The following is a 19,755-nucleotide window of genomic DNA, read 5'->3' as shown; positions in this document are numbered from 1 at the left end:
GGGCGGCCATGAGGGTCAGACCACCCAGCCTTTGCTGAAGGCCGCGGCCTGATCCTGCGGGGCTAGACATTGCGTATATCCATTCTGGGTCTTCACCTTGGGGTGTCACAATTCTGGACACTCACCGTCAGGATTGCACTGAATGGACCAGTCGAATGACCGAAACCCGGAATAAGTTAGTGAATACCCAAATCGGGTATATATACCTAAACACTCGAGACATGGTTAACAAAGTGGCATGCGCTCATTTATTGTTCATAGCGATCACTTGATTTTTGCTTTGGCTGCTTTGGCACGAGAATAGTTTCGTTTCGCCAAGATTAAACCGACACCGTTTTTTACCCGACATGGGGATATTGGCGATCGGTGCCCAGAAAAGTTCATTACCAGTACGCCGCGTGCGCCTCCGAAATCGCCATCGACGGCGCGTGCGGCAAAGTGGACTTCAGGGGAGGCCATCCAAGTGAAAACGATCTGCACCATGGCGCGCAAGGGCGGGTCCGGGAAAACCACCGTGGCGGTGGCCCTGGCGCTGACGTGGCAGCGCTCCGGGAAGCGGGTTCTTCTTCTCGATTCCGACCCGCAGCGCTCCAGCTGGGCGTACCTGCATTCTCGCACGCAGCCGGGCCTCGACGTCCGTACGACGGTCTCGGGCAAGCTGTTCACCACCAAGGCGGCCGCCGAGCGCGAGGGGTACGACATCCTCGTCGTCGATACGCCGGCTCACCCCGAAGCCGACGTCAGCGTGGCTTTGACCATTTCGGACTATGTGCTCGTCGTGGCCCGGCCCACGTTCCTCGACCTCGCGGCGGCCGCCCAGGCCATCGGCCATCTCAACCAGATTGATCGCCCCGGCGCGATCGTGCTGAACCAGGCCCCTCCGCAACGGTTTGGTGAGGATGCGCCGCAGGTCCGAAAGGCGAAGAAAGCGCTGCAAGCCACCCATTTGCCGCTGATCGGCGTCCTGTGCGCCCGTCGCGTCTACCAGGAGGGGTTGGAAAAGGGGACCTTCGCATCGGGCTGGGGTATCGGCTCATGCCCGCAGGAATTCGAGCGCCTGTTTGCCTTGGTCAACAGCAAGATTGGCCTGAGACCGGTTCTGCCTGCAGCGGACAGCATGGCGTTTGTGAGCCCCTGAGCACGCATTGCCGATCATGCACGACCTGGTCCTCGGGCTGATCTCATCGACGACCTCGGGCCGCAAAAGACCTTCAGCCGCAGCCGTGCCGTGGCCGTGCCGGCTCGGCGTTCGTACGGACCTGGCAGCCCGGGCCGGCTGCTCTGAACCGCGGCCCGCCGGGGCCCACTCCAAGTCTTCGACAAGCCGACCCTCTCGCCCAGGACTCCGCGTCTTGGGGCGGATCTGCTCACGCCGCCGCTGACCGGACGGGTGGCACCGAAAACTTCGACCTCAATCCAGCCAGCATCACCGCGAGAACCTGGTCACGCTGGATCATCGGGCCTTCGTAAGGATCCGTCGGCGCCTGAGCCAAGGGTCGCTGAGTGATGGAGGCTGCTACCGGAGCGACACGCCGCTGCGCGACTCCGATCTCGAACGCCTCGTCGCGTCCAGTGAAAGGACCATTCGGCGGGCGCACGACCGTGCGCCCGCCGAACTCCGACACGCCTAGAAGCGTGCGGTGAGGCCGACCGAGTAACGGCGGCCAAGGGTGTCATAAGTCGACGGGTCGGTGTTGGCCTGAACGCCCGGAGAGTAGACGATCGGCTGCTCGTCGGTGACGTTGTTCACCGTGAAGCGAAGACTGACCGTGTCGGTCAGGTCCCAGCTGCCGTTCAGGTCGAAGTAGTCGGCCGACCCCAACTCGATCGCTGTACCGAACTGGGTCAGCTCGCCGACGTGACGCCAGCGGGCACCCAGGCCGAACGCACCGTAGGCCCAGTTGACCGAGCTCAGCGACTTCCACTCAGGGAAGGTGTTGCCGAACACGCTGTCGATGGTGCCGGTCCGGTTCGTGAACGGACCTCCCGGAGCATCCTGACGTTCGCGGTTCTCGAGCCAGCCCAGCACGAGGTTGAAGTTCAGATCGCCCCAGTCGGGCGCGCCGATGTCGGCGAGACCGAAATTCCAGTCGAACTGGGCATCGATGCCGGACGTCTTCAGGGTCGCGAGGTTGCCGTTGACCTCGCGGGCCTGGCTGATGTTGCCCGACAGTGCATCGCGGACGAACAGCTGGCAGTAGCCGTTGTTCGGATCGTAGGTCGGGTTCTCACCCCGCGCATTGAAACAGCCCTGGAGCTGGGCCGAGGCGCCGATCGTGCCGATGACGTCCTGGATTTCGATGTTGTAGTAGTCGATCGAGGCCGACAGGCCTGCGAGCCAGGGATTGTCGAAAGGCGACTGGATCACCAGCCCGGCGTTGAACGAGTCCGAAGTTTCCTCGGTCAAGTCCGGATTGCCACCGGTAATGCCCGGCACCTGGTTGTTGGTGAACACATAGGCGTCGATCGCCGAGGCGGAGATGCCCTGCGTCAGGCAGAGCGCACGGACCTGAGCGGCGTTTGCGCCGAGGCGGAAGCTTGAACGTGTATCGCAAGGATCGCCGGAAATGCCCGTCGCCGAAGCCGCACCCACGCTGGGGAAGCTCGTGTTGATCGGGGCGAACAGCTCGCCGACCGACGGAGCCCGCACTGCGCGCTGGACGCCGCCGCGGATCCGCAGGAAGTCGACAACCTGCCAGTCCAGATCAGCCTTGTAGGCGCTGACTTTGCCGACCGTCGAGTAGTCCGAGATCCGGTAGCCGAGGTTCAGGTCAAGCTGCTGGACGAACGGCAGGTCCGACAGGACCGGAACCAGCAGTTCAAGGAAATACTCGACAGAGTTCGTATCGCCGACCAGCCGCTGTCCCGGGTTGAAGCCCGCGATTTCCGAACCGCCCGTGGAACCGCCGTCAGCGCGGACCACGATCGGGTTGATCTGGGCCAGCGAGGCGTCCGGACGGAACTCGAAGACGTCTTCACGATACTGGATACCGCCTGCGAAGCGGAGGTCGCCGGCCGGCAGTTCGAACAGGCTGCCCTGCAGCGAGCCTTCGACCACCGACTGCTCCTGCTCGGTCAGGTTTTGCGCCGTGCGTCCGATGAAATTGACGCACGCCGCCGAAAGCTCGGTTTCGCCGTACCAGTCAAAGCCCCCCGCGCAGAGCGAATTGCCGCCGTCCGGCGCGTCGAGCAGGCGCTGCACCGCCGAACGCGAGACGTTGCCGCTCTGAAGCGTCGTACGCAGGACCCGGCCATACTGGGCGTAGACATCGTAGGTCCAGTCACGAAGACCCACCAGCTCCCCGCGAACGCCGACGGTGCTTTGATAGACGTTGTAGTTTTCGGACGCGCGACGACCCCCGAGGGCATTGAAGCGCTTGTTCAGAAGGAACGAGCCGTTCGGGTTTGCGCGCGAGTTCAGCAGGGTGCGCAGGTCAGCCGTGATGAAAGGGTTGGTGACCGGCACGCGGAAGCCCGTGGCGGGCACGTTTCCGGCAGCCGGGCTGGCCGCCAGCTCGTTGGCCGAGTTGTATTCGGTGAACAGCAGGTTTGCGTAGACTTCGGCACCACGGTTGATTTCGTAGCGACCGCCGACGTAGGCGTTCCACCGGTCAAGGCCCAGCTGGTTCAGGTTGAGCGGCCCGGTGTTATAGACGTAGTCGCTGACCCCCGGGTTGGCGAAGCCATCGTAGTCAATGCCGCCCGGGCTCTGGAAATTCCGGGTGCGGACGTAGCTGAACAGCGACCCATTGTTGTTGAAGCCAAACTGCCCGGTGTTGGTCAGGGTCGCGTCGTTGAAATAGGTGCGGACCAGAGTGAGGTTCGGCAGATTGTTCGAGTCGAACGTCGTGCTGCCCAGCGGCGATGTCCCCGACGGGCCCGAGATCGCAGAGAACTCGCGATCGCGGTTGAAAACCTGGTCGCGGCTGGAATGTCCCAGGGACAGGACCAGATGGCCGCGGCCTTCGGCGATTTCCCCGCCCAGCGTCAGGGCATAGGATTCGGTCACGCCGTCGCTGCGGTCGGTCACCCCATACTGAGAGTCGAACTGAACGCCCTCGAAGTTCTCATTCAGGATAAAGTTGGCCACCCCGGCAAGGGCATCCGAGCCATAGGCAGCCGACGCGCCACCCGAAATCACTTCGATGTTCTGGATCAGCGGCGTCGGAAGAAGGTTGATGTCGACCGTACCGTCCGAGTTGGAGGGAACAACACGACGGCCGTTCATCAGGACCAGCGTCCGGGGCGTGCCCAGGCCGCGCAGGTTGATGTTGGCCTGGCCCCCGTTCGAGGGATTGTTCGAGGTCGAATTGACCGAGGGCACGAACTGCGGAAGGTCGTTGACCAGGGTGTCGATCGTCACGGAGCCCGTCGCCTGGAAATCTTCCTGGTTGACGGTCACGATCGGGCTGGTGGCCTGATAGTCCTGGCGCGTGATGCGCGAGCCGGTGACGACGATGTCATCAACCTGGCTGTCGTCCTCGACCTGTGCGTCCTGGGCCGAGACCGGAGAGGCCATCAGCGCGGTAGCGGCGACGATCGCGGCACCCGCGAACATCGAGGTGCCAAGCAGACGCCGGCGAAGGTGGGGGTCACTCAAAGCTTTTCTCCTGATCCATGTCATTGGCGGCCGGCCTCGCCGACCGGCCCGTCCATGCCCTTGCGAGCCGGACTTGGGGCTGGGGCCGTCCCCTGATCCGAAATCGGGAGTGAGCCGGACCCGGTTACGACACGCGAGTGCGCCGCAGCGGAAACCAGGAGCCATCGGGCCCGGCACCCTGAGATTCGAGAACCAGAGGAAAGGCCGCCAGGCCGCTGAAGCTATTGGGTCAGCCCGAGAGCGGTAGCGCGGCAGGATCAGCAACGGCGTTTGATAGGCCCCAGTTTGGGGAGAACGGCCGCGTCAGCTCTCAGGCGTGCCAGTGCCCTTTGACCTCGGTCGCAGGCGCTATGGACGCGGCGCTTCCGCCTGGAGAACCAGACAACCAAGGCTCACAAGACAGGACGGCCATGCCTCCCGCGCGCCTTGCGACGGTGGCCAGAAACGATGCTGTCAGGTCAACCGCGATAAGCTTTCAGGCGTCGTGCCTGCAGATCCAGGCGGCTGCCGCTGCCCGAGCCGTTGGGGTCTCGGCGCGGATGCGGCGGAGGCTGATGCAGTGGCGATGAAGGCCGAAAAGGATTTCGTCGCCACCCGGATATTGAGAACTCTCACGGCTGAATCTTCTTGTTGTCGACAAACCGCGCCGTTCTTCATCAGCGGCCGCAAGCGCCTCGTCTCCCATCGACGCGGGACCTACATGGGCCAAGCGGAGACGAGCTGGCGTGCGACGGCGCGCCCGCCACGGCCCGTTTGTTTTGTTCTGAACCAACCTGCGACTTGGTCCGCCGAATGACGGGTGCGTTCGGACACCCTTAAATCTGTCAGCTCTTTGAACCGGCAACGCGGAGTATCGCATATCGGTCAAAGTGGCGCGGATCGGGCGGGCCAATGCGCAAGGCTGGATCGCATTTGCCGTCTTGTCTCCCGGTCCCGCGCGTTACTTAGGCCCGTGCGCATGGGCCGAGTGCCTCCGGGGATAGCGGTCGTGGCCGTAAGTCCAATCGGTTTGCCACTGCCCGTCATGACCCTGGATCAAGACCTGAGCGGCATGACCCGTTTCGCCTGTTCTGTAGGCGGCCTCGACTGCATGCTTCATGGCCATGGCCTGCGTCCTGTAGTCGTAGTCCATTTCGAGGTGCCGGATCTTCCAGCGGGAGCCGTTCCTGAAGACATAGAATTTGCCGCGGGCCATGTGCTCTGGATCAGTGATTGCAGGACCGTTGGAGGTCGATGGCGTTCGACAGCAGCCCGTGATTCACCTCAATCCATGGTTCTCCCCAACTCGGGTAAGCCGCTCGGCCTCAGGAAGAGCGGGCCTTCCAGAGGACGGCCCACGGCGCAAACGCCGGTCCGCTCGCGAACCGAAACGGGATCGCAGGCGCACCTTTCACAGGCAGGCACGCGGGCGGCTGTCAGATCTGCCGGGTCGCACGCGGCTCATCCGGGACTGGTTTCCGGCGCTCGTTGCCTGACGGCGATCCATTGGGTGGAACAGCGGCCGCGCCGTGGCGCGACCCCTGTTGGCGGGTCGGCCTCAGAAGGGCTTGCTCATCCTGATGCGCAGGCCGTGGAGGCTCTGGCCGTCGGTGAAGCCGCTGGACATGCCACCCTGGGTCGGGGTGCCCGACAGCGTTCCCGACGATGACAGGGTGAGCCCTGCAGCAGCGCACTCGAGGTCACGGCGAAGCTGTATTGTGCCGTCACGCCCCTGGCCGTGAAGGTGTGGGTATAGGCCTGGGCTACCGTCGCAATGGCAGGATTGGCCGTGCCGAGAACGACGCCTTGGCTCGTCACGCCCCATCGGCGGGTGTGGGAGGAGGATGGGCTTTCCGATCCGTAAAGCGATCCGTGCCCCGCAATCCCATGCCGGCGCTTGGTTGGGCGGTCGGCTTCGCCGGATTTCGTAGATGCGGGCGTCAGGCATTCGCCTCACCTAAGCGGCACCACCTATCTCACCACACCGGCCGCAGCCCTGTACGGTCTTCCGAACAGGGGAACTCATCATGCGGCTTCACATCATGCTGGCGGGCTTGCTCGCCGTATCCGGTCATGCCGCGGCGCAGGGGCACGCCGGGCCACAGGGGTCAGCGCCGGCCGCCCATGGCCCGACATGGAGCTACGACGGCCCGAGCGGGCCCGACTACTGGAGCCGTATCGACGCCGCCTATGCCACCTGTTCGACCGGACAGCAGGAAAGCCCGATCGACCTGGCCGGTGCGATCAGCGCAGACCTGGGCGTGCTGGACCTGCAGTGGCGGACCCTTTCGGCCCGCGTTTTCGACACCGGCCACGCCATCCAGGTCGAGGCCACGCCGGGGTCCAACCTGACCATGGGCGGGCGGGGCTATGCGCTGTTGCAGTTTCACGTCCACCAGCCGAGCGAGCATCTGCTGAACGGCCATCGCTATCCGCTGGAGATCCATTTCGTGCACACGGCACCGGACGGGACCCTGGCCGTCGTCGGCGTCTTCGCCGAACCCGGAGCCGCCAATCCGGTTCTGCAGTCCGTCCTCGAATCCGTCCAAGCCGCGCCGGACGCAGCGCGACCCACTCTGGACATGACCGCCCTCCTGCCGCAGGGCCGCGAATTCTTCCGCTACGAGGGCTCCCTCACGACCCCGCCCTGCAGCGAGACCGTCGACTGGGCGATCCTGGCCGAACCGATCACCGCCTCCGACACCCAGATCGAGGCCTTCGCCCGTCTGCATCCCGGTAACACCCGCCCGCTGCAGCCGCTGAACCGGAGGTTCCTGCTGCGGTCTGCCCCCTGAACGCCGGTCGCGCAACGCGTCCCTTGATCATATAAGCATATCTTTATATGTCTCCCGCCAACCCCTGCCCGTCGCGGGCTGCCCGGAGCATCGCCTTGTCCCGTTCTTCCTTCCTGTTCACCTCGGAAAGCGTCTCCGAGGGCCACCCCGACAAGGTCGCAGACCGCATCTCGGACACCGTCGTCGACCTGTTCCTGTCCAAGGACCCCTACGCCCGCGTGGCCTGCGAGACGCTGACCACCACGAACCTCGTGGTGCTGGCCGGGGAAATCCGCGGCAACGGCATCATGGACACGGCGGGCGCGTGGGCCCCGGGCGTCCAGGACGAGATCGAGGCCGCCGTGCGCGCCGCGGTCAAGGACATCGGCTATGAACAGGCCGGCTTCCACTGGGACAAGTTCGAGTTCATCAACCGCCTGCACGGCCAGTCGGCCGACATCGCCGTGGGCGTCGACGCCGCCGGCAACAAGGACGAGGGTGCGGGCGACCAGGGCATCATGTTCGGCTACGCCTCCAACGAGACGCCGGAACTCATGCCGGCCACCCTGCAGTACAGCCACAACATCCTGAAGCGTCTGGCCGAGGTTCGCCATGGCGGCGACACGCGCCTGGAGCCCGACGCCAAGTCGCAGGTCACCATCCAGTACGAGGACGGCAAGCCGGTCCGCGCGACCTCCATCGTCCTGTCGACCCAGCACGCCGCCGGCCTGTCGTCCGAACAGGTCGCCGAGATCGTCAAGCCGCACATCCTGGCCGTCCTGCCGGAAGGCTTCACGGACGAGAACACCGTCTGGCACATCAACCCGACCGGCATCTTCGAGATCGGCGGACCCGACGGCGACGCGGGCGTGACCGGCCGCAAGATCATCGTCGACACCTACGGCGGCGCGGCCCCTCACGGCGGCGGCGCCTTCTCGGGCAAGGACCCGACCAAGGTCGACCGTTCGGCCGCCTATGCCTGCCGCTACCTGGCCAAGAACGTCGTCGCCGCCGGTCTGGCCGACCGCTGCACCATCCAGATCTCCTACGCCATCGGCGTGGCCAAGCCCCAGTCGATCCACGTCGACCTGCACGGCACCGGCAAGGGCGCGGTCACCGAGGCGGTCTTGGAAGACAAGATCCTGGGCCTGATCGGCGGGGCCACGCCGCGCGCGATCCGCGAACACCTGGGCCTGAACAAGCCGATCTACGCCCGCACCGCCGCCTATGGCCACTTCGGCCGCACGCCGGATGCCGACGGCGGCTTCAGCTGGGAAAAGACCGATCTGGTCGATCAGCTGAAGGCCCTGGCCTGACGCTCGCGATCCCAGCCCCTGCGCGCGATCGCGCGGGGCCGGGAGCCCGTCCCACCGGGCGATGACGGTTCCTGACACGGGCGGATCTATGGGGCCGGAACGCTTGACGGAACGTCGCTGTCAGCGCCTTTGTGCGGCTGATCCGGACGATCTCCGTTCGGTCTGGGGAATTCGACGATGAAAAAGATGATCGGCGCGGCTGTCTGCGCCCTGATGATGCTCGCCGCCGGCGGCTCGGCCATGGCCCAGGACGGTGACGAGGACGACTACACCTTCACCCTCTACAACAACTCGTCCTCGACGATTCTGACCTTCAAACTGGTGTCGCAGTACGATGACGACTGGTCGGAAGACTTGATCCCCACCCAGGTGATCGCGCCCGGCGACGAAATCTATATGACGTTTAACCCGAACGAGGATGAGTGCGAGTATCCGACCGCCGTGACCCTGTCCGACGGTTCGGAGTTCGCCGACGTCCTCAACTATTGCGGCATCGACGGCGTGGCCGTGGATGACGACGGCATCCGCGCCTACTGATACCCCACGACCCGGTCCTGTCGCGCGACAGGGCCGGGTTGCTCTTCTTTCCGGCACGATCAGGCTCTAGACAGCCCCGATGCCCGCCTCGCGCCCCCGATCTGAACAGTCCGTCCCCCGAAGCCCCGATGCGCCCCTGCGCTCATTCGGGCGCATCAAGTCGCGCGCGGTCAAGCCGCGACAGGCGGCCCTGTTCGACACCCTGATGCCCCTGATCCGCCTGCCCGACCCGTCGGCCGGCCCCATCGACGTGGCCGACCTGATGCCGGAGGCGACCGAGGCCTGGCTCGAGATCGGCTTCGGCGGCGGCGAACACCTGGCCGCCCAGGCGGCGGCGCATCCGCACGCCCTGATGATCGGCTGCGAGCCCTTCATCAACGGGGTGGCCTCCGCCCTGCGTCATGTGGAAGAGGGCGATCTGAAGAACGTCCGCCTGCACGACGACGACGCCCGCGCGGTGGTCGAGGCCCTGCCGGACGCCTCCCTGGACCGGGTCATGATCCTGTTCCCGGACCCGTGGCACAAGGCGCGCCACAACAAGCGCCGCCTGATCCAGCCGGCCTTCGCACATGAATTGGCACGGGTGCTGAAGCCCGGCGGACGCCTTCGGTTCGTCACCGACTGGAAGGACTATGCGGGCTGGGCGCTGGAGCGGTTCCTGGCCACGCCCGGCCTGACGTGGCGGGCCGATGCGGCGGCCGACTGGCGCGACGCCCCCGCCGACCATGTCGTGACCCGCTACGAGGAAAAACGTCTCGGCGACACCGATCCGATCTTCCTGGAATTCGAAAAGGCCTGAGGCACGACGAACCGCGCTCAAGCAGGGAGGCTCCGCGAGCCGAGCGTTAGCGCCAGCGCCCATCGCCGACCACGCTCAAGCAGCGGGCGACCGCGTCGCGAGCGGTAGCGCCCCCATGCTACGCCTGCCGGAAGCCCAGCACGTCCTGCATGTCGTACAGCCCCGGCCGGCGCGTCCGCACCCAGGCGGCGGCGGCGACCGCGCCCTTGGCGAACAGGGACCGGTCGATGGCGGAATGGCTGAGCGTCAGGACCTCGTCCTCCGAGGCGAACAGCACCGTGTGCTCGCCGACGATGCCGCCCGCGCGGATCGAGGAGAAGCCGATCTTTCCGGTCTCGCGCGGCTCGGCGACCCCGTCATAGGGTGGGCTGCGCAGATCGGTCAGGTCATGACCGCGGCCGTTCGCGGCGGCCTCGCCCAGCATCAGGGCCGTGCCGGACGGCGAGTCGACCTTGCGGCGATGATGGGCCTCGGTGATCTCGATGTCCCAGTCGCGGGCATCGAGCCTCAGGGCCGCATGCTCGACCAGACCGATCAGGATGTTGACGCCGAGCGAGAAATTGCCGCTGCGGACGATGGCGATCGTGTCCGCCGCGCCGGCCAGGACCGCCTCCTGTTCCGGAGAGAACCCGGTCGATCCGATGACCAGCGCCGGACCCCCGGCGGCAGCGCAGGCCGTGGCGAGGGCCACGGAGGCCTCGGCGGTGGAAAAGTCGATGACCACGTCGCACCGCGACAGGTCCGGCGTCTCGCCCCAGTCGAACCGCGCCGCGACCATGACGTCGCTGCGGGCATCCAGCACCGTGTCGACGGCGCGGCCCATCTTGCCGCGCGCACCCGAGATCCCGACGTGAAACAGCTCGCTCAACCGACCGCCCTCACTGGGCGTTCTCGCGAGACGCCTTGGCGTCCTCCGCCCCCAGGATATCGGCCCAGAAGCGCTTGGCCTTGCCGGCGAAGCTCGAGTTCCTGGGGTTCTGGCTATCGCCGAACGAGGCGGCCAATTCCTGCATCAATTCCTTCTGACGCGGGGTCAGATCGGTCGGGGTCTCGACGAACAGCTCGACCACCAGATCGCCGCGCTGGCGACCGTTGAGGTGCGGCATGCCCTTGCCCCGGATCCGGACCGTCTTGCCGGTCTGGGCGCCGGCGGGAACGGAGACGGGGGCCCGGCACTGGCCGTCGCAGGCCTCGGACACCAGGCAGGGGGCCTCGATCTCGCCGCCGAGGGCGGCGACCGTCATCGGGACGGGCACGGTGACCAGAAGGTCCAGATTGTCCCGCTCGAAAAGATCGTGGGGCGTCACCGACAGGAAGACGTACAGGTCACCGCGCGGTCCGCCGCGCGTGCCGGCATCGCCCTCGCCCGACAGGCGGATCCGCGAGCCGTCGTCGACGCCGGCCGGCACCTTCAGCGAAAGATTGCGGGTCTTCCGGACCTGTCCGTGGCCGTGGCAGGTGGCGCAAGGGTCCACGTTCTGGCCGGATCCGCCGCAGCCCGGGCAGGTTCGCTCGACCTGGAAGAAGCCGTTGGCCTGTCGCACGCGGCCCGCACCGCCGCAGGTGGTGCAGGTCCGGGGCTTGGTGCCCGGCTTGGCCCCGGAGCCCTCGCAGGTCTCGCAGGTGGCGGTCGTGGGCACGGCGATCTCGACCTCGGCCCCCTGATAGGCCTGCTCGAGCGTGATCTCGAGGTCGTAGCGCAGGTCCGAGCCGCGTCGCGGTCCGTTCGACTGGCGGCGCCCGCCGAAGACGTCGCCGAAGGCGTCGCCGAAGACCTGGGAAAAGATGTCGTTGACGTCGTGGAAGCCCTGCTGGCCCCCGCCACCGCCGCCGTTCACGCCCGCATGGCCGAACCGGTCGTAGGCGGCGCGCTTCTGGTCGTCGGACAGGACCGTATAGGCCTCGGAGATCTCCTTGAACCTGGCCATGGACTCTTCCGAGCCACCGTTCCGGTCGGGATGGTGCTCCATCGCCAGCTTGCGATAGGCCGACTTCAGGCCGGCGGCGTCGATGGTCCGCTCGACCGACAGCACCTCGTAATAATCACGCGCCATGCGCAGATGTCCTCAAGCCAACCCCCGACATTCCGATCACGTCTCTTTTCAGGAGGCGCAAGCGGAATGGCGACCCATGACAGACATGGGTGGCGGGTTCGGCGATGCAAGTTTCATGAAAGCCACGGTCCCTCCCCGCATGACGGGGAGGGACCATAGCGTTTAGGCGCTCTTCTTCTGGTCGTCGTCGCCCGAGACTTCCTCGAACTCTGCATCGACCACGCCGTCATCGGCGGGCGCGTCGTCACCGCCGGAGGCGGCGTTCTGGGCGTACATGGCCTCGCCCAGCTTCATCGAAGCCTGGACCAGGGTGTTGGTCTTGGTCCGGATGTCTTCCGGATCGGTGCCGTCGCGGGCCGCCTTCAGCTCGGTCAGGCCGGTCTCGATCGCCGTCTTCTCGTCCGCGCCGACCTTGTCGCCGTGTTCGGCCAGGGCCTTCTCGGTCGAGTGGATCAGGCTGTCGGCCGCGTTCTGGGCCTCGACCAGTTCCTTGCGGGCCTTGTCGGCCGTGGCGTTGGCCTCGGCTTCCTTGACCATCTTGTCGATGTCGGCGTCCGACAGGCCGCCGTTCGCCTGGATGCGGATCGACTGTTCCTTGTTGGTCGCCTTGTCCTTGGCCGAGACGTTGACGATGCCGTTGGCGTCGATGTCGAAGGCCACCTCGATCTGCGGCATGCCGCGCGGCGAGGGCGGAATGCCCATCAGGTCGAACTGACCCAGCATCTTGTTGTCGGCGGCCATCGGGCGCTCGCCCTGGAAGACCCGGATGGTCACGGCCGACTGGTTGTCGTCGGCGGTCGAGAACACCTGGCTCTTCTTGGTCGGGATGGTCGTGTTGCGCTCGATCAGCGGGGTGAAGACGCCGCCCAGGGTTTCGATGCCGAGGGTCAGCGGGGTCACGTCCAGCAGCAGCACGTCCTTGACGTCGCCCTGCAGCACGCCGGCCTGAACAGCGGCGCCCAGAGCCACGACCTCATCGGGGTTCACGCCCTTGTGCGGCTCCTTGCCGAAGAAGGCCTTCACGGCCTCCTGCACCTTGGGCATGCGGGTCATGCCGCCGACCAGCACCACTTCGTCGATGTCCGAGGCCTTCAGGCCCGCGTCCTTCAGCGCCTTGGCGCAGGGCTCGATCGTGCGCTGGATCAGGTCGTCGACCAGGGCTTCCAGCTTGGCGCGCGACAGCTTGATGTTCAGGTGCAGCGGGCCCGAGGCGTTCATGGTGATGAACGGCAGATTGACCTCGTACTGGGTCGTGGAGCTGAGCTCCTTCTTGGCCTTCTCGGCCTCCTCGCGCAGGCGCTGCAGGGCCAGCTTGTCCTGGCGCAGGTCGACGCCCTGTTCCTTCTTGAACTCGTCGGCCAGATAGTCGGCCAGACGCACGTCGAAGTCCTCGCCGCCGAGGAAGGTATCGCCGTTGGTCGACTTCACCTCGAACACGCCGTCGCCGATCTCCAGGATCGAGACGTCGAAGGTCCCGCCACCGAGGTCATAGACGGCGATCTTCTGACCGTCGTTCTTGTCGAGGCCATAGGCCAGGGCGGCCGCGGTCGGCTCGTTGATGATGCGCAGGACTTCGAGGCCGGCGATCTTGCCGGCGTCCTTGGTCGCCTGACGCTGGCTGTCGTTGAAGTAGGCGGGAACCGTGATGACGGCCTGGGTGACCTTCTCGCCCAGATAGGCCTCCGCGGCCTCCTTCATCTTGATCAGGGTGAAGGCCGAGATCTGCTGGGGGGAATAGTCCTTGCCGTTGGCGCGCACCCAGGCGTCGCCGTTCGGACCCTTGACGATCTCGTAGGGCACCATGCCCTTGTCCTTCGCCACGACGGGATCGTCGAAGTTGCGGCCGATCAGGCGCTTGATGGCGAAGAAGGTGTTGGCGGGGTTGGTCACCGCCTGACGACGGGCGGGCTGACCCACCAGGGTGTCGCCGCCGTCCTGGATCGCGACCACCGACGGGGTGGTGCGGTTGCCCTCGGCGTTCTCGATGACCTTGGGGTTCTTGCCGTCCATGACGGCCACGCACGAGTTCGTGGTGCCGAGGTCGATACCGATAATCTTGGCCATGAGCCTTATGTCTCTCCGTCTGGCGGGCGATGCGGCGGCCTTTTAGAGCCAAGCGCCGCGCGTGACCGCCCCCGTTTTGTTTGCGCCGCGTTCGCTGAGGGCGCGCACGGCAGGTTGGGTTCTCGTCCCGCGAAACCTCACGATGAGCAGGGTCTCTCGGGCTGGTCGGGATATGGGAAAGTCGCCATGCCCCGCAAGGGCTTGATGCGAATCATCCAGATGTGATCGCGGAGTCAGGTCGTATCAGGTGCAATCGGCTCGCAGGATCGGCACATTGCGACCGATCGTGGGCTCAACGTCCCGTCGATCGACGTTCAGGACGCCCTCATGCCCCAGACATCACCGTCAGCGACGCGAAGGGCGAACCTGATGGCCACCCTGCTGACGGGCGCGCTCCTTGCGCTTGGCATGACGGCCGACGCCAGCGCCGGTGCCGAGCGTGTGTCGCGGACCCTGGCCCGCCCCGTCATGACGCAGTCTCAGGACAGCTACAATCGCGACATCCGGGTCCACAACCAGACCGGCTGGACGATGACCTATTTCTACGCCGCCAGCGCCGGCACGGACGACTGGGGCACAGACCTGCTGGGCTCCGGCACCCTGGCGCCCGGCGACAGCATGGTCGTGACGGCGGATAACGGCTCGGGGGCCTGCCGCTATGATTTCCGGGCCGAGTTCGACAATGGCGAGGCCCTGCGACGGAACGGCATCAACGTCTGCCAGGTGGCCGACTACTATTTCACGCGCTGACGCGCTCGAGCCGCCGGAGACGGCGTCGCGAGCGATGGCACCCGGCTAGACCGGCTCGCCTCGCAGCAGCCGCGGCAGGTCCCCGGTGGCGCCGCCGGCCTCCCCCATGAAGGCCCGACGCAGGGGAGCGATCCGGTTGACCGCCGCCATGCCCAGATCGCGCGCCAGCCGGACCGGCGCGACGTCGTTCGAGAACAGTCGCACGAAGGCGTCGAAGCCCGCCGCCAAAGCCATGATGTCGAACCGCCGCCAGCGGGCATAGCGGTCCAGCACCGTCTCCGAACCGATGTCCTCGCCCAGCCGCATGGCCTCGATCATGACCTGGGCCAGGGCCGCGGCGTCCTTCAGCCCCATGTTCAGCCCCTGGCCCGCCACCGGGTGCACCCCGTGGGCCGCATCCCCGATCAGGGCGACCCTCGGCCCGGTCAGGCGCGTGGCCAGCTCCAGCGCCAGCGGATAGACGAACCGCGGGCCCTCGGGCGTCGCCGTTCCCAGAAAATCGCCGAAGCGGCGCATCAGGTGCGACTGGAAGGCCTCGTCCGACGCGTCGCGCAGGGCCTCGGCCGCGCGCGTCGTCTCGGTCCAGACCAGGCTGGCCCTCCGGTCCGTCAGCGGCAGGATGGCGAAAGGGCCTTGCGGCAGGAAGTATTCGTGGGCGACATTGCCATGGTCGTGGTCCAGCCGGACGGTCGCGACGACCCCCGACTGGCCATAGGGCCAGCCGACCGTCTCGATCCCGGCCGACGCGCGCACCAGCGATCCCCGCCCCTCGGCCCCGATCACCAGCGGCGCCGTCAGGACCGTGCCGTCGACGAGGGTCACCGTGGCCTTCGACGGCGAGGCCTCGACGGCCACCACCGAGGCCGGAGCCATCAGCTCGATGTCCGACCCCGACAGCAGTTCGGCGAGCGCCGCGCGGATGCGGCGGTTCTCGACCATGTATCCGAGGGGTTCGCCGCCCGTCTCATCCCCGACCTCCTCGGCGTCGAAGCGCAGGAAGGCGGGCGAGGCGGCTTTCGACGCCGCGCCCGGCCTGCGCCCGTCGGTGACGAGGATGTGGTCCATCCGGCAGGCGTGAGGCCGGAGCCGCTCGCCGAGCCCCAGCACGTCCAGCATCCGGAAGGTGGACCAGGCGATCGCCGTGGAGCGCCCGTCGAAGGTGGGGGCCAGCTGGGCCGGGAACGGCTGGGGATCGATCAGCGCGACCTTCAGCCCGCCCTGGGCCGCCGCCAGGGCGAAGGTCGCCCCGGCCAGTCCCGCGCCTGCGATGATGACGTCGTGCGTATGGGGTCCGCTCATGGCCGTCTTGTCGTCCCGTCCGGCCGGTCCGTCCAGTGTCGGAGGGGTCGCACGGTGTTACGGCTGAAGCCGGTAGCCGCCCGCGTCCGTCAGCAACAGCCGCGCCTGACCCGGCTCCGGCTCGATCTTCTGGCGCAGGCGATAGATGTGGGTCTCCAGCGTGTGGGTCGTGACCCCGGCGTTGTAGCCCCAGACCTCGGTCAGCAGCTCCTCGCGCGACACCGCCTTGGTGCCCGAGCGATAGAGGTATTTGAGGATATTGGTCTCTTTCTCGGTCAGGCGAACCTTCTTGCCCTTGGCGTCCAGCAGGACCTTGCCCGCCGGTCGAAACTCATAGGGCCCGATCTGGAAGACCGCGTCCTCGGACTGTTCGTGGCTGCGCAGATGGGCGCGGATCCGGGCCAGCAGGACGGCGAAGCGGAAGGGCTTGGTGACATAGTCATTGGCCCCCGAATCCAGGCCCAGCACCGTGTCGGCATCCGAGTCTTGGGCCGTCAGCATGATGACGGGGGTGGAGACGCCGTCCTTGCGCAGCAGGCGACAGGCCTCGCGCCCGTCCATGTCGGGCAGATCCACGTCCAGCAGGATCAGATCGGCGCGGATTTCGCGACCCAGGCGCACGCCTTCGGTGGCGGTCGAGGCCTGGACGGTCTTGAACTCCTCGTGCAGCGCCAGCTGTTCCGCCAGGGCCTCGCGAAGGTCGTCGTCGTCGTCGATGATGAGCAGGGTCTTGGCTGTGGGCATCTGTCTAGAATGGCGAGGCTTGAGGCAAACGCCAAGGCGGTGCCGGAAATTGGTCCAGAATCAGAGACTAGAGGGCGCAGGGATGGGGTTTCGTTCCCCGAACAGCGCCGATCCGACCCGCACATGGGTCGACCCCAGCCGGATCGCGGCCTCGTAATCCCCGCTCATCCCCATCGACAGGACGCCCAGCCCGTTCCGCTCGGCGATCCGGGCCAGCAGGGCGAAATGCAGGATCGGCTCCTCGTCGGCCGGGGGGATGGCCATCAGTCCCTCGACGGTCAGACCCTGCGCCCGCGCCAGGGCGATCAAGGCGTCGGCGTCGCGGGGGGCCACCCCGGCTTTCTGGGGTTCCTCGCCGGTATTGACCTGGACCAGAAGGCGCGGCGACCGTCCGACCTTGGCCGCGGCCGAGGCCAGGGCACCGACCAGCTTTTCGCGGTCCAGCGTCTCGATGACGTCGAACAGGGCCACGGCGTCCTCGGCCTTGTTGGACTGCAGCGGCCCGATCAACCGCAGTTCCAGATCGGGAAGGCCGGCGCGCCGGTCCAGCCAGCGTCCCTGCGCCTCCTGCACCCGGTTCTCGCCGAACACCCGGAGCCCGGCCGACAGGGCCGCGTCGATGGCCTCCGGCGGCTGCGTCTTGGAGACGGCGGTCAGGGTGACCGAGGCTGGATCGCGGCCTGCCGCCTTCGCCGCGCCCAGGATCCGCGACCGGACCACAGCCAGCCGCCCGGCGAAGTCCAGGTCGCTGGACGCGGAGGCGGAAGCGGGCATAGAGGCGGACATGAGCGAACCGGTGATGATGGGAGAGGCCGCGGCCCGACTGTGGGCCAATGCGCAGGCCTTAGCCCGTGCCGCTGCGGCTGTCAGGGGGGGCGCCCCGTCGCGGGTGCCGCCGCTGCTGTTCTTCACCGACCCCGTCCGGACACCGCGACCGTGGGAGACCGCCGCGCGGATGCCGCAGGGCTCGGGGATCGTCTATCGGGCATTCGGCGCGGCCGACGCGCGAGACACTGCGGATCGGCTCCGGGCGATAACGGCCGCGCGGGGGATCTCGCTCCTGATCGGCATGGACGGCGCCCTGGCCGAGGCCGTGGGGGCGGACGGACTGCACCTGCCCGAGCGGGCCCTGTCGGCCGCCTATGCCCTGTCCGGCCGTCGGCCCGACTGGATCCTGACCGGTGCGGTCCATTCGGTCGAGGCCGCGCGGACGGCCCGCGATCTGGACGCCGTGGTCCTGTCCCCGATCTATCCGGCGGGCGGCGCGTCGTCGGCCAGGGCCGCGCTCGGGCTCGAAGCCCTGTCACAGGCGGCGAGGGTGCGGACCGTCATCGCGCTCGGCGGCGTGACGGCCGGCAATGTGGCGGAGCTGCTGGATACGGGGGCAGCGGGCGTGGCGGCCGTTTCCGGGATCGCCGACGCCTTCGCGGACTAGAAGCGGAACAGCGTCTCGAGCCGGACCCGCGGCTGGGCGCGACGATCGGTTTCCGGCGCACGGGCGGGATCCTGTTCGGCGGGTGCCAGACCGGCGGCTGCGCCGACGCGCACGGACGGCGACAGGCGGTAGTAGGCCCCCGCCTCCACATCGCCCCAACGGGTTTCACGCCCGACGGGCTGGTTCAGGTTGAAATCCAGACCCCAGCGGCCGTTCGAGTTCCAGCGGAGACCCCGACGCGGCGCGGCCGGCGCGACGCTGTTACGGGCGGCACTGGCTTCCGACAGGCTGACGGCGGGCGCGCGCGAACGCGATTGCGCAGACGCTTCGCTCGCCAGGCCCGAAACGGCGGCGAGCGCGATAACCCCGGCGATGACGACACGCAGCCGCATTTCCAACCCTTCGATCCGGCGTTTCGTCGCCGGATCCTGTTTCCTGAACCGGCATTTTTGCCGTGAACGCTCCGATTAGACACCGGTGGTCCGCCCGGTCAACGGAACCCGGTCGAACGGACCCGGTTCCTGCGACTCTGGGGGTGGCCTGTGGCGCAAGCGTCACGGGAATGCGTCCACAAGGCGTTCGCCCGCGCGGCGAGCGTACGGTGCCGGACGCGGTCTGGGCCTCCTCGACGCCATTGCCTTGTCATCGCCCCTTTTCAGCGTGTTATAGAGCCTCGCTTCGCCGCGCGCCCTGAAACGGGGCCGTCGACGCGCCTGTGAGCCCGGAGGGGCCATGGGTCGATCCTGGGATGGAGACAAGACGAATGGCGTTTGTTCGCGGCAAGACGGTGGTTGCGGTTACCGCCCTGGCCCTCGGCGGTCTGGTTCTGGCGGGTTGCGGCAGCCTGCCCTTCGTCGGCGACCGTCCGGCCCCCCGGGCCAATGCCCAGCAGGGGATCGGCGTCAACGGCTACCTGTGGCGCGCCACCCTCGACACCCTCGGCTTCATGCCCCTGCTGACGGCCGACCCGTGGGGCGGCGTCGTCAACTACGACTGGTACGTCAATCCCCAGACCCCGAACGAGCGGTTCAAGGCCACCGTCTTCATCCTCGACACCCGTCTGCGCGCCGACGCCCTGAACGTCACCGTGACGAAGGAAGTCAAGGACGCCGCCGGGGCCTGGACCAGCGCGCCGGTGGCCGCCCAGACCGAAGCCGACCTGGAAAACGCGATCCTGACCAAGGCGCGCCAGCTGAACCTGTCCAACGCGGGCTGATCGCTTCGCGTCTCCTCCCTGTCGCGAAGCGATGGGGAGGGGAACCGCCCGCCCCTTGGCGGGTGGTGGAGGGGCTCTTGACGCCCCGCGACCGAGTCCGCTTCAAGAACCCCTCCGTCTCCTCCGCTTCGCTACGGATCCACCTCCCCATTCTCCAAGCGTCGAACGGGGAGGAGACGCCTTGAAGG

General features: G+C 67.0%; 16 protein-coding genes. 8 read left to right on the top strand and 8 right to left on the bottom strand.

Going from position 1 to position 19,755, the window contains the following annotated elements; translation table 11 throughout:
• Nucleotides 1-463 precede the first annotated feature (463 nt).
• Nucleotides 464-1,138: a ParA family protein gene (locus BRESU_RS01975; RefSeq protein WP_013267811.1), complete on the top strand. Its 675-nt coding sequence runs from the start codon at nucleotides 464-466 to the stop codon at nucleotides 1,136-1,138.
• A 489-nt stretch (nucleotides 1,139-1,627) separates the two neighbouring features.
• Here BRESU_RS01975 and BRESU_RS01970 read toward each other — a convergent pair whose 3' ends face one another.
• Nucleotides 1,628-4,624: a TonB-dependent receptor plug domain-containing protein gene (locus BRESU_RS01970; RefSeq protein WP_174262865.1), complete on the bottom strand. Its 2,997-nt coding sequence runs from the start codon at nucleotides 4,622-4,624 to the stop codon at nucleotides 1,628-1,630.
• A 1,982-nt stretch (nucleotides 4,625-6,606) separates the two neighbouring features.
• Here BRESU_RS01970 and BRESU_RS01960 point away from each other — a divergent pair.
• The 4 genes from BRESU_RS01960 (at nucleotide 6,607) to trmB (ending at nucleotide 10,005) form a co-directional block, all read left to right on the top strand.
• Complete coding sequence (locus BRESU_RS01960; RefSeq protein ID WP_013267808.1) at nucleotides 6,607-7,374, top strand: carbonic anhydrase; 768 nt, start codon at nucleotides 6,607-6,609, stop codon at nucleotides 7,372-7,374.
• Between the two features lie 95 nt (nucleotides 7,375-7,469).
• Entirely contained in the window at nucleotides 7,470-8,669 is a 1,200-nt protein-coding gene (gene metK / locus BRESU_RS01955) for a methionine adenosyltransferase (protein WP_013267807.1), read from the top strand.
• Between the two features lie 177 nt (nucleotides 8,670-8,846).
• Nucleotides 8,847-9,206: a hypothetical protein gene (locus BRESU_RS01950; protein ID WP_013267806.1), complete on the top strand. Its 360-nt coding sequence runs from the start codon at nucleotides 8,847-8,849 to the stop codon at nucleotides 9,204-9,206.
• Nucleotides 9,207-9,285: 79 nt separating this feature from the next.
• Nucleotides 9,286-10,005 (top strand): tRNA (guanosine(46)-N7)-methyltransferase TrmB, encoded by a 720-nt coding sequence (gene trmB / locus BRESU_RS01945; protein ID WP_013267805.1) that lies wholly within the window; start codon nucleotides 9,286-9,288, stop codon nucleotides 10,003-10,005.
• A gap of 118 nt (nucleotides 10,006-10,123) precedes the next feature.
• On the opposite strand, the gene dapB is transcribed toward trmB, so the two are convergent.
• The 3 genes from dapB to dnaK form a co-directional block, all read right to left on the bottom strand.
• A complete protein-coding gene (dapB, locus tag BRESU_RS01940; RefSeq protein WP_013267804.1) occupies nucleotides 10,124-10,873 on the bottom strand; it encodes a 4-hydroxy-tetrahydrodipicolinate reductase in 750 nt (249 codons plus the stop codon).
• 10 nt (nucleotides 10,874-10,883) lie between these two features.
• Nucleotides 10,884-12,059, bottom strand: a complete 1,176-nt coding sequence (dnaJ, locus tag BRESU_RS01935; RefSeq protein ID WP_013267803.1) for a molecular chaperone DnaJ — start codon at nucleotides 12,057-12,059, stop codon at nucleotides 10,884-10,886.
• 162 nt (nucleotides 12,060-12,221) lie between these two features.
• Nucleotides 12,222-14,123, bottom strand: coding sequence for a molecular chaperone DnaK (gene dnaK / locus BRESU_RS01930; RefSeq protein WP_013267802.1), 1,902 nt, complete (start codon nucleotides 14,121-14,123; stop codon nucleotides 12,222-12,224).
• 369 nt (nucleotides 14,124-14,492) lie between these two features.
• Here dnaK and BRESU_RS01925 point away from each other — a divergent pair, with 369 nt between their 5' ends.
• On the top strand, nucleotides 14,493-14,873 hold the full coding sequence (locus BRESU_RS01925) for a hypothetical protein (RefSeq protein ID WP_013267801.1): 381 nt from the start codon (nucleotides 14,493-14,495) through the stop codon (nucleotides 14,871-14,873).
• Between the two features lie 45 nt (nucleotides 14,874-14,918).
• On the opposite strand, the gene BRESU_RS01920 is transcribed toward BRESU_RS01925, so the two are convergent.
• Genes BRESU_RS01920 through BRESU_RS01910 form a run of 3 tightly spaced genes read right to left on the bottom strand, consistent with a single transcriptional unit; the run spans nucleotide 14,919 to nucleotide 17,690 of the window.
• On the bottom strand, nucleotides 14,919-16,172 hold the full coding sequence (locus BRESU_RS01920; protein WP_013267800.1) for a UbiH/UbiF/VisC/COQ6 family ubiquinone biosynthesis hydroxylase: 1,254 nt from the start codon (nucleotides 16,170-16,172) through the stop codon (nucleotides 14,919-14,921).
• A 57-nt stretch (nucleotides 16,173-16,229) separates the two neighbouring features.
• Nucleotides 16,230-16,916, bottom strand: coding sequence for a response regulator transcription factor (locus BRESU_RS01915; RefSeq protein WP_013267799.1), 687 nt, complete (start codon nucleotides 16,914-16,916; stop codon nucleotides 16,230-16,232).
• A gap of 60 nt (nucleotides 16,917-16,976) precedes the next feature.
• The gene (locus tag BRESU_RS01910; protein WP_013267798.1) at nucleotides 16,977-17,690 is read right to left on the bottom strand and encodes a YggS family pyridoxal phosphate-dependent enzyme; all 714 of its coding nucleotides are present in this window, start codon (nucleotides 17,688-17,690) and stop codon (nucleotides 16,977-16,979) included.
• Between the two features lie 10 nt (nucleotides 17,691-17,700).
• On the opposite strand from BRESU_RS01910, the gene BRESU_RS01905 reads away from it, so the two are divergent.
• Nucleotides 17,701-18,351: a thiamine phosphate synthase gene (locus BRESU_RS01905; protein ID WP_013267797.1), complete on the top strand. Its 651-nt coding sequence runs from the start codon at nucleotides 17,701-17,703 to the stop codon at nucleotides 18,349-18,351.
• On the opposite strand, the gene BRESU_RS01900 is transcribed toward BRESU_RS01905, so the two are convergent.
• Nucleotides 18,348-18,743, bottom strand: coding sequence for an NtrZ family periplasmic regulatory protein (locus BRESU_RS01900; RefSeq protein ID WP_013267796.1), 396 nt, complete (start codon nucleotides 18,741-18,743; stop codon nucleotides 18,348-18,350). The genes BRESU_RS01905 and BRESU_RS01900 overlap by 4 nt on opposite strands.
• A 371-nt stretch (nucleotides 18,744-19,114) precedes the next feature.
• On the opposite strand from BRESU_RS01900, the gene BRESU_RS01895 reads away from it, so the two are divergent.
• A complete protein-coding gene (locus tag BRESU_RS01895) occupies nucleotides 19,115-19,567 on the top strand; it encodes a DUF3576 domain-containing protein (RefSeq protein ID WP_013267795.1) in 453 nt (150 codons plus the stop codon).
• Nucleotides 19,568-19,755: the final 188 nt, after the last annotated feature.

Origin of the sequence: Brevundimonas subvibrioides ATCC 15264 (assembly GCF_000144605.1) — a bacterium.
GTDB classification, from domain to species: domain Bacteria; phylum Pseudomonadota; class Alphaproteobacteria; order Caulobacterales; family Caulobacteraceae; genus Brevundimonas; species Brevundimonas subvibrioides.
The sequence above is the reverse complement of the archived record's forward strand: the minus strand, read 5'-3'. Positions and strand labels throughout refer to the sequence as shown.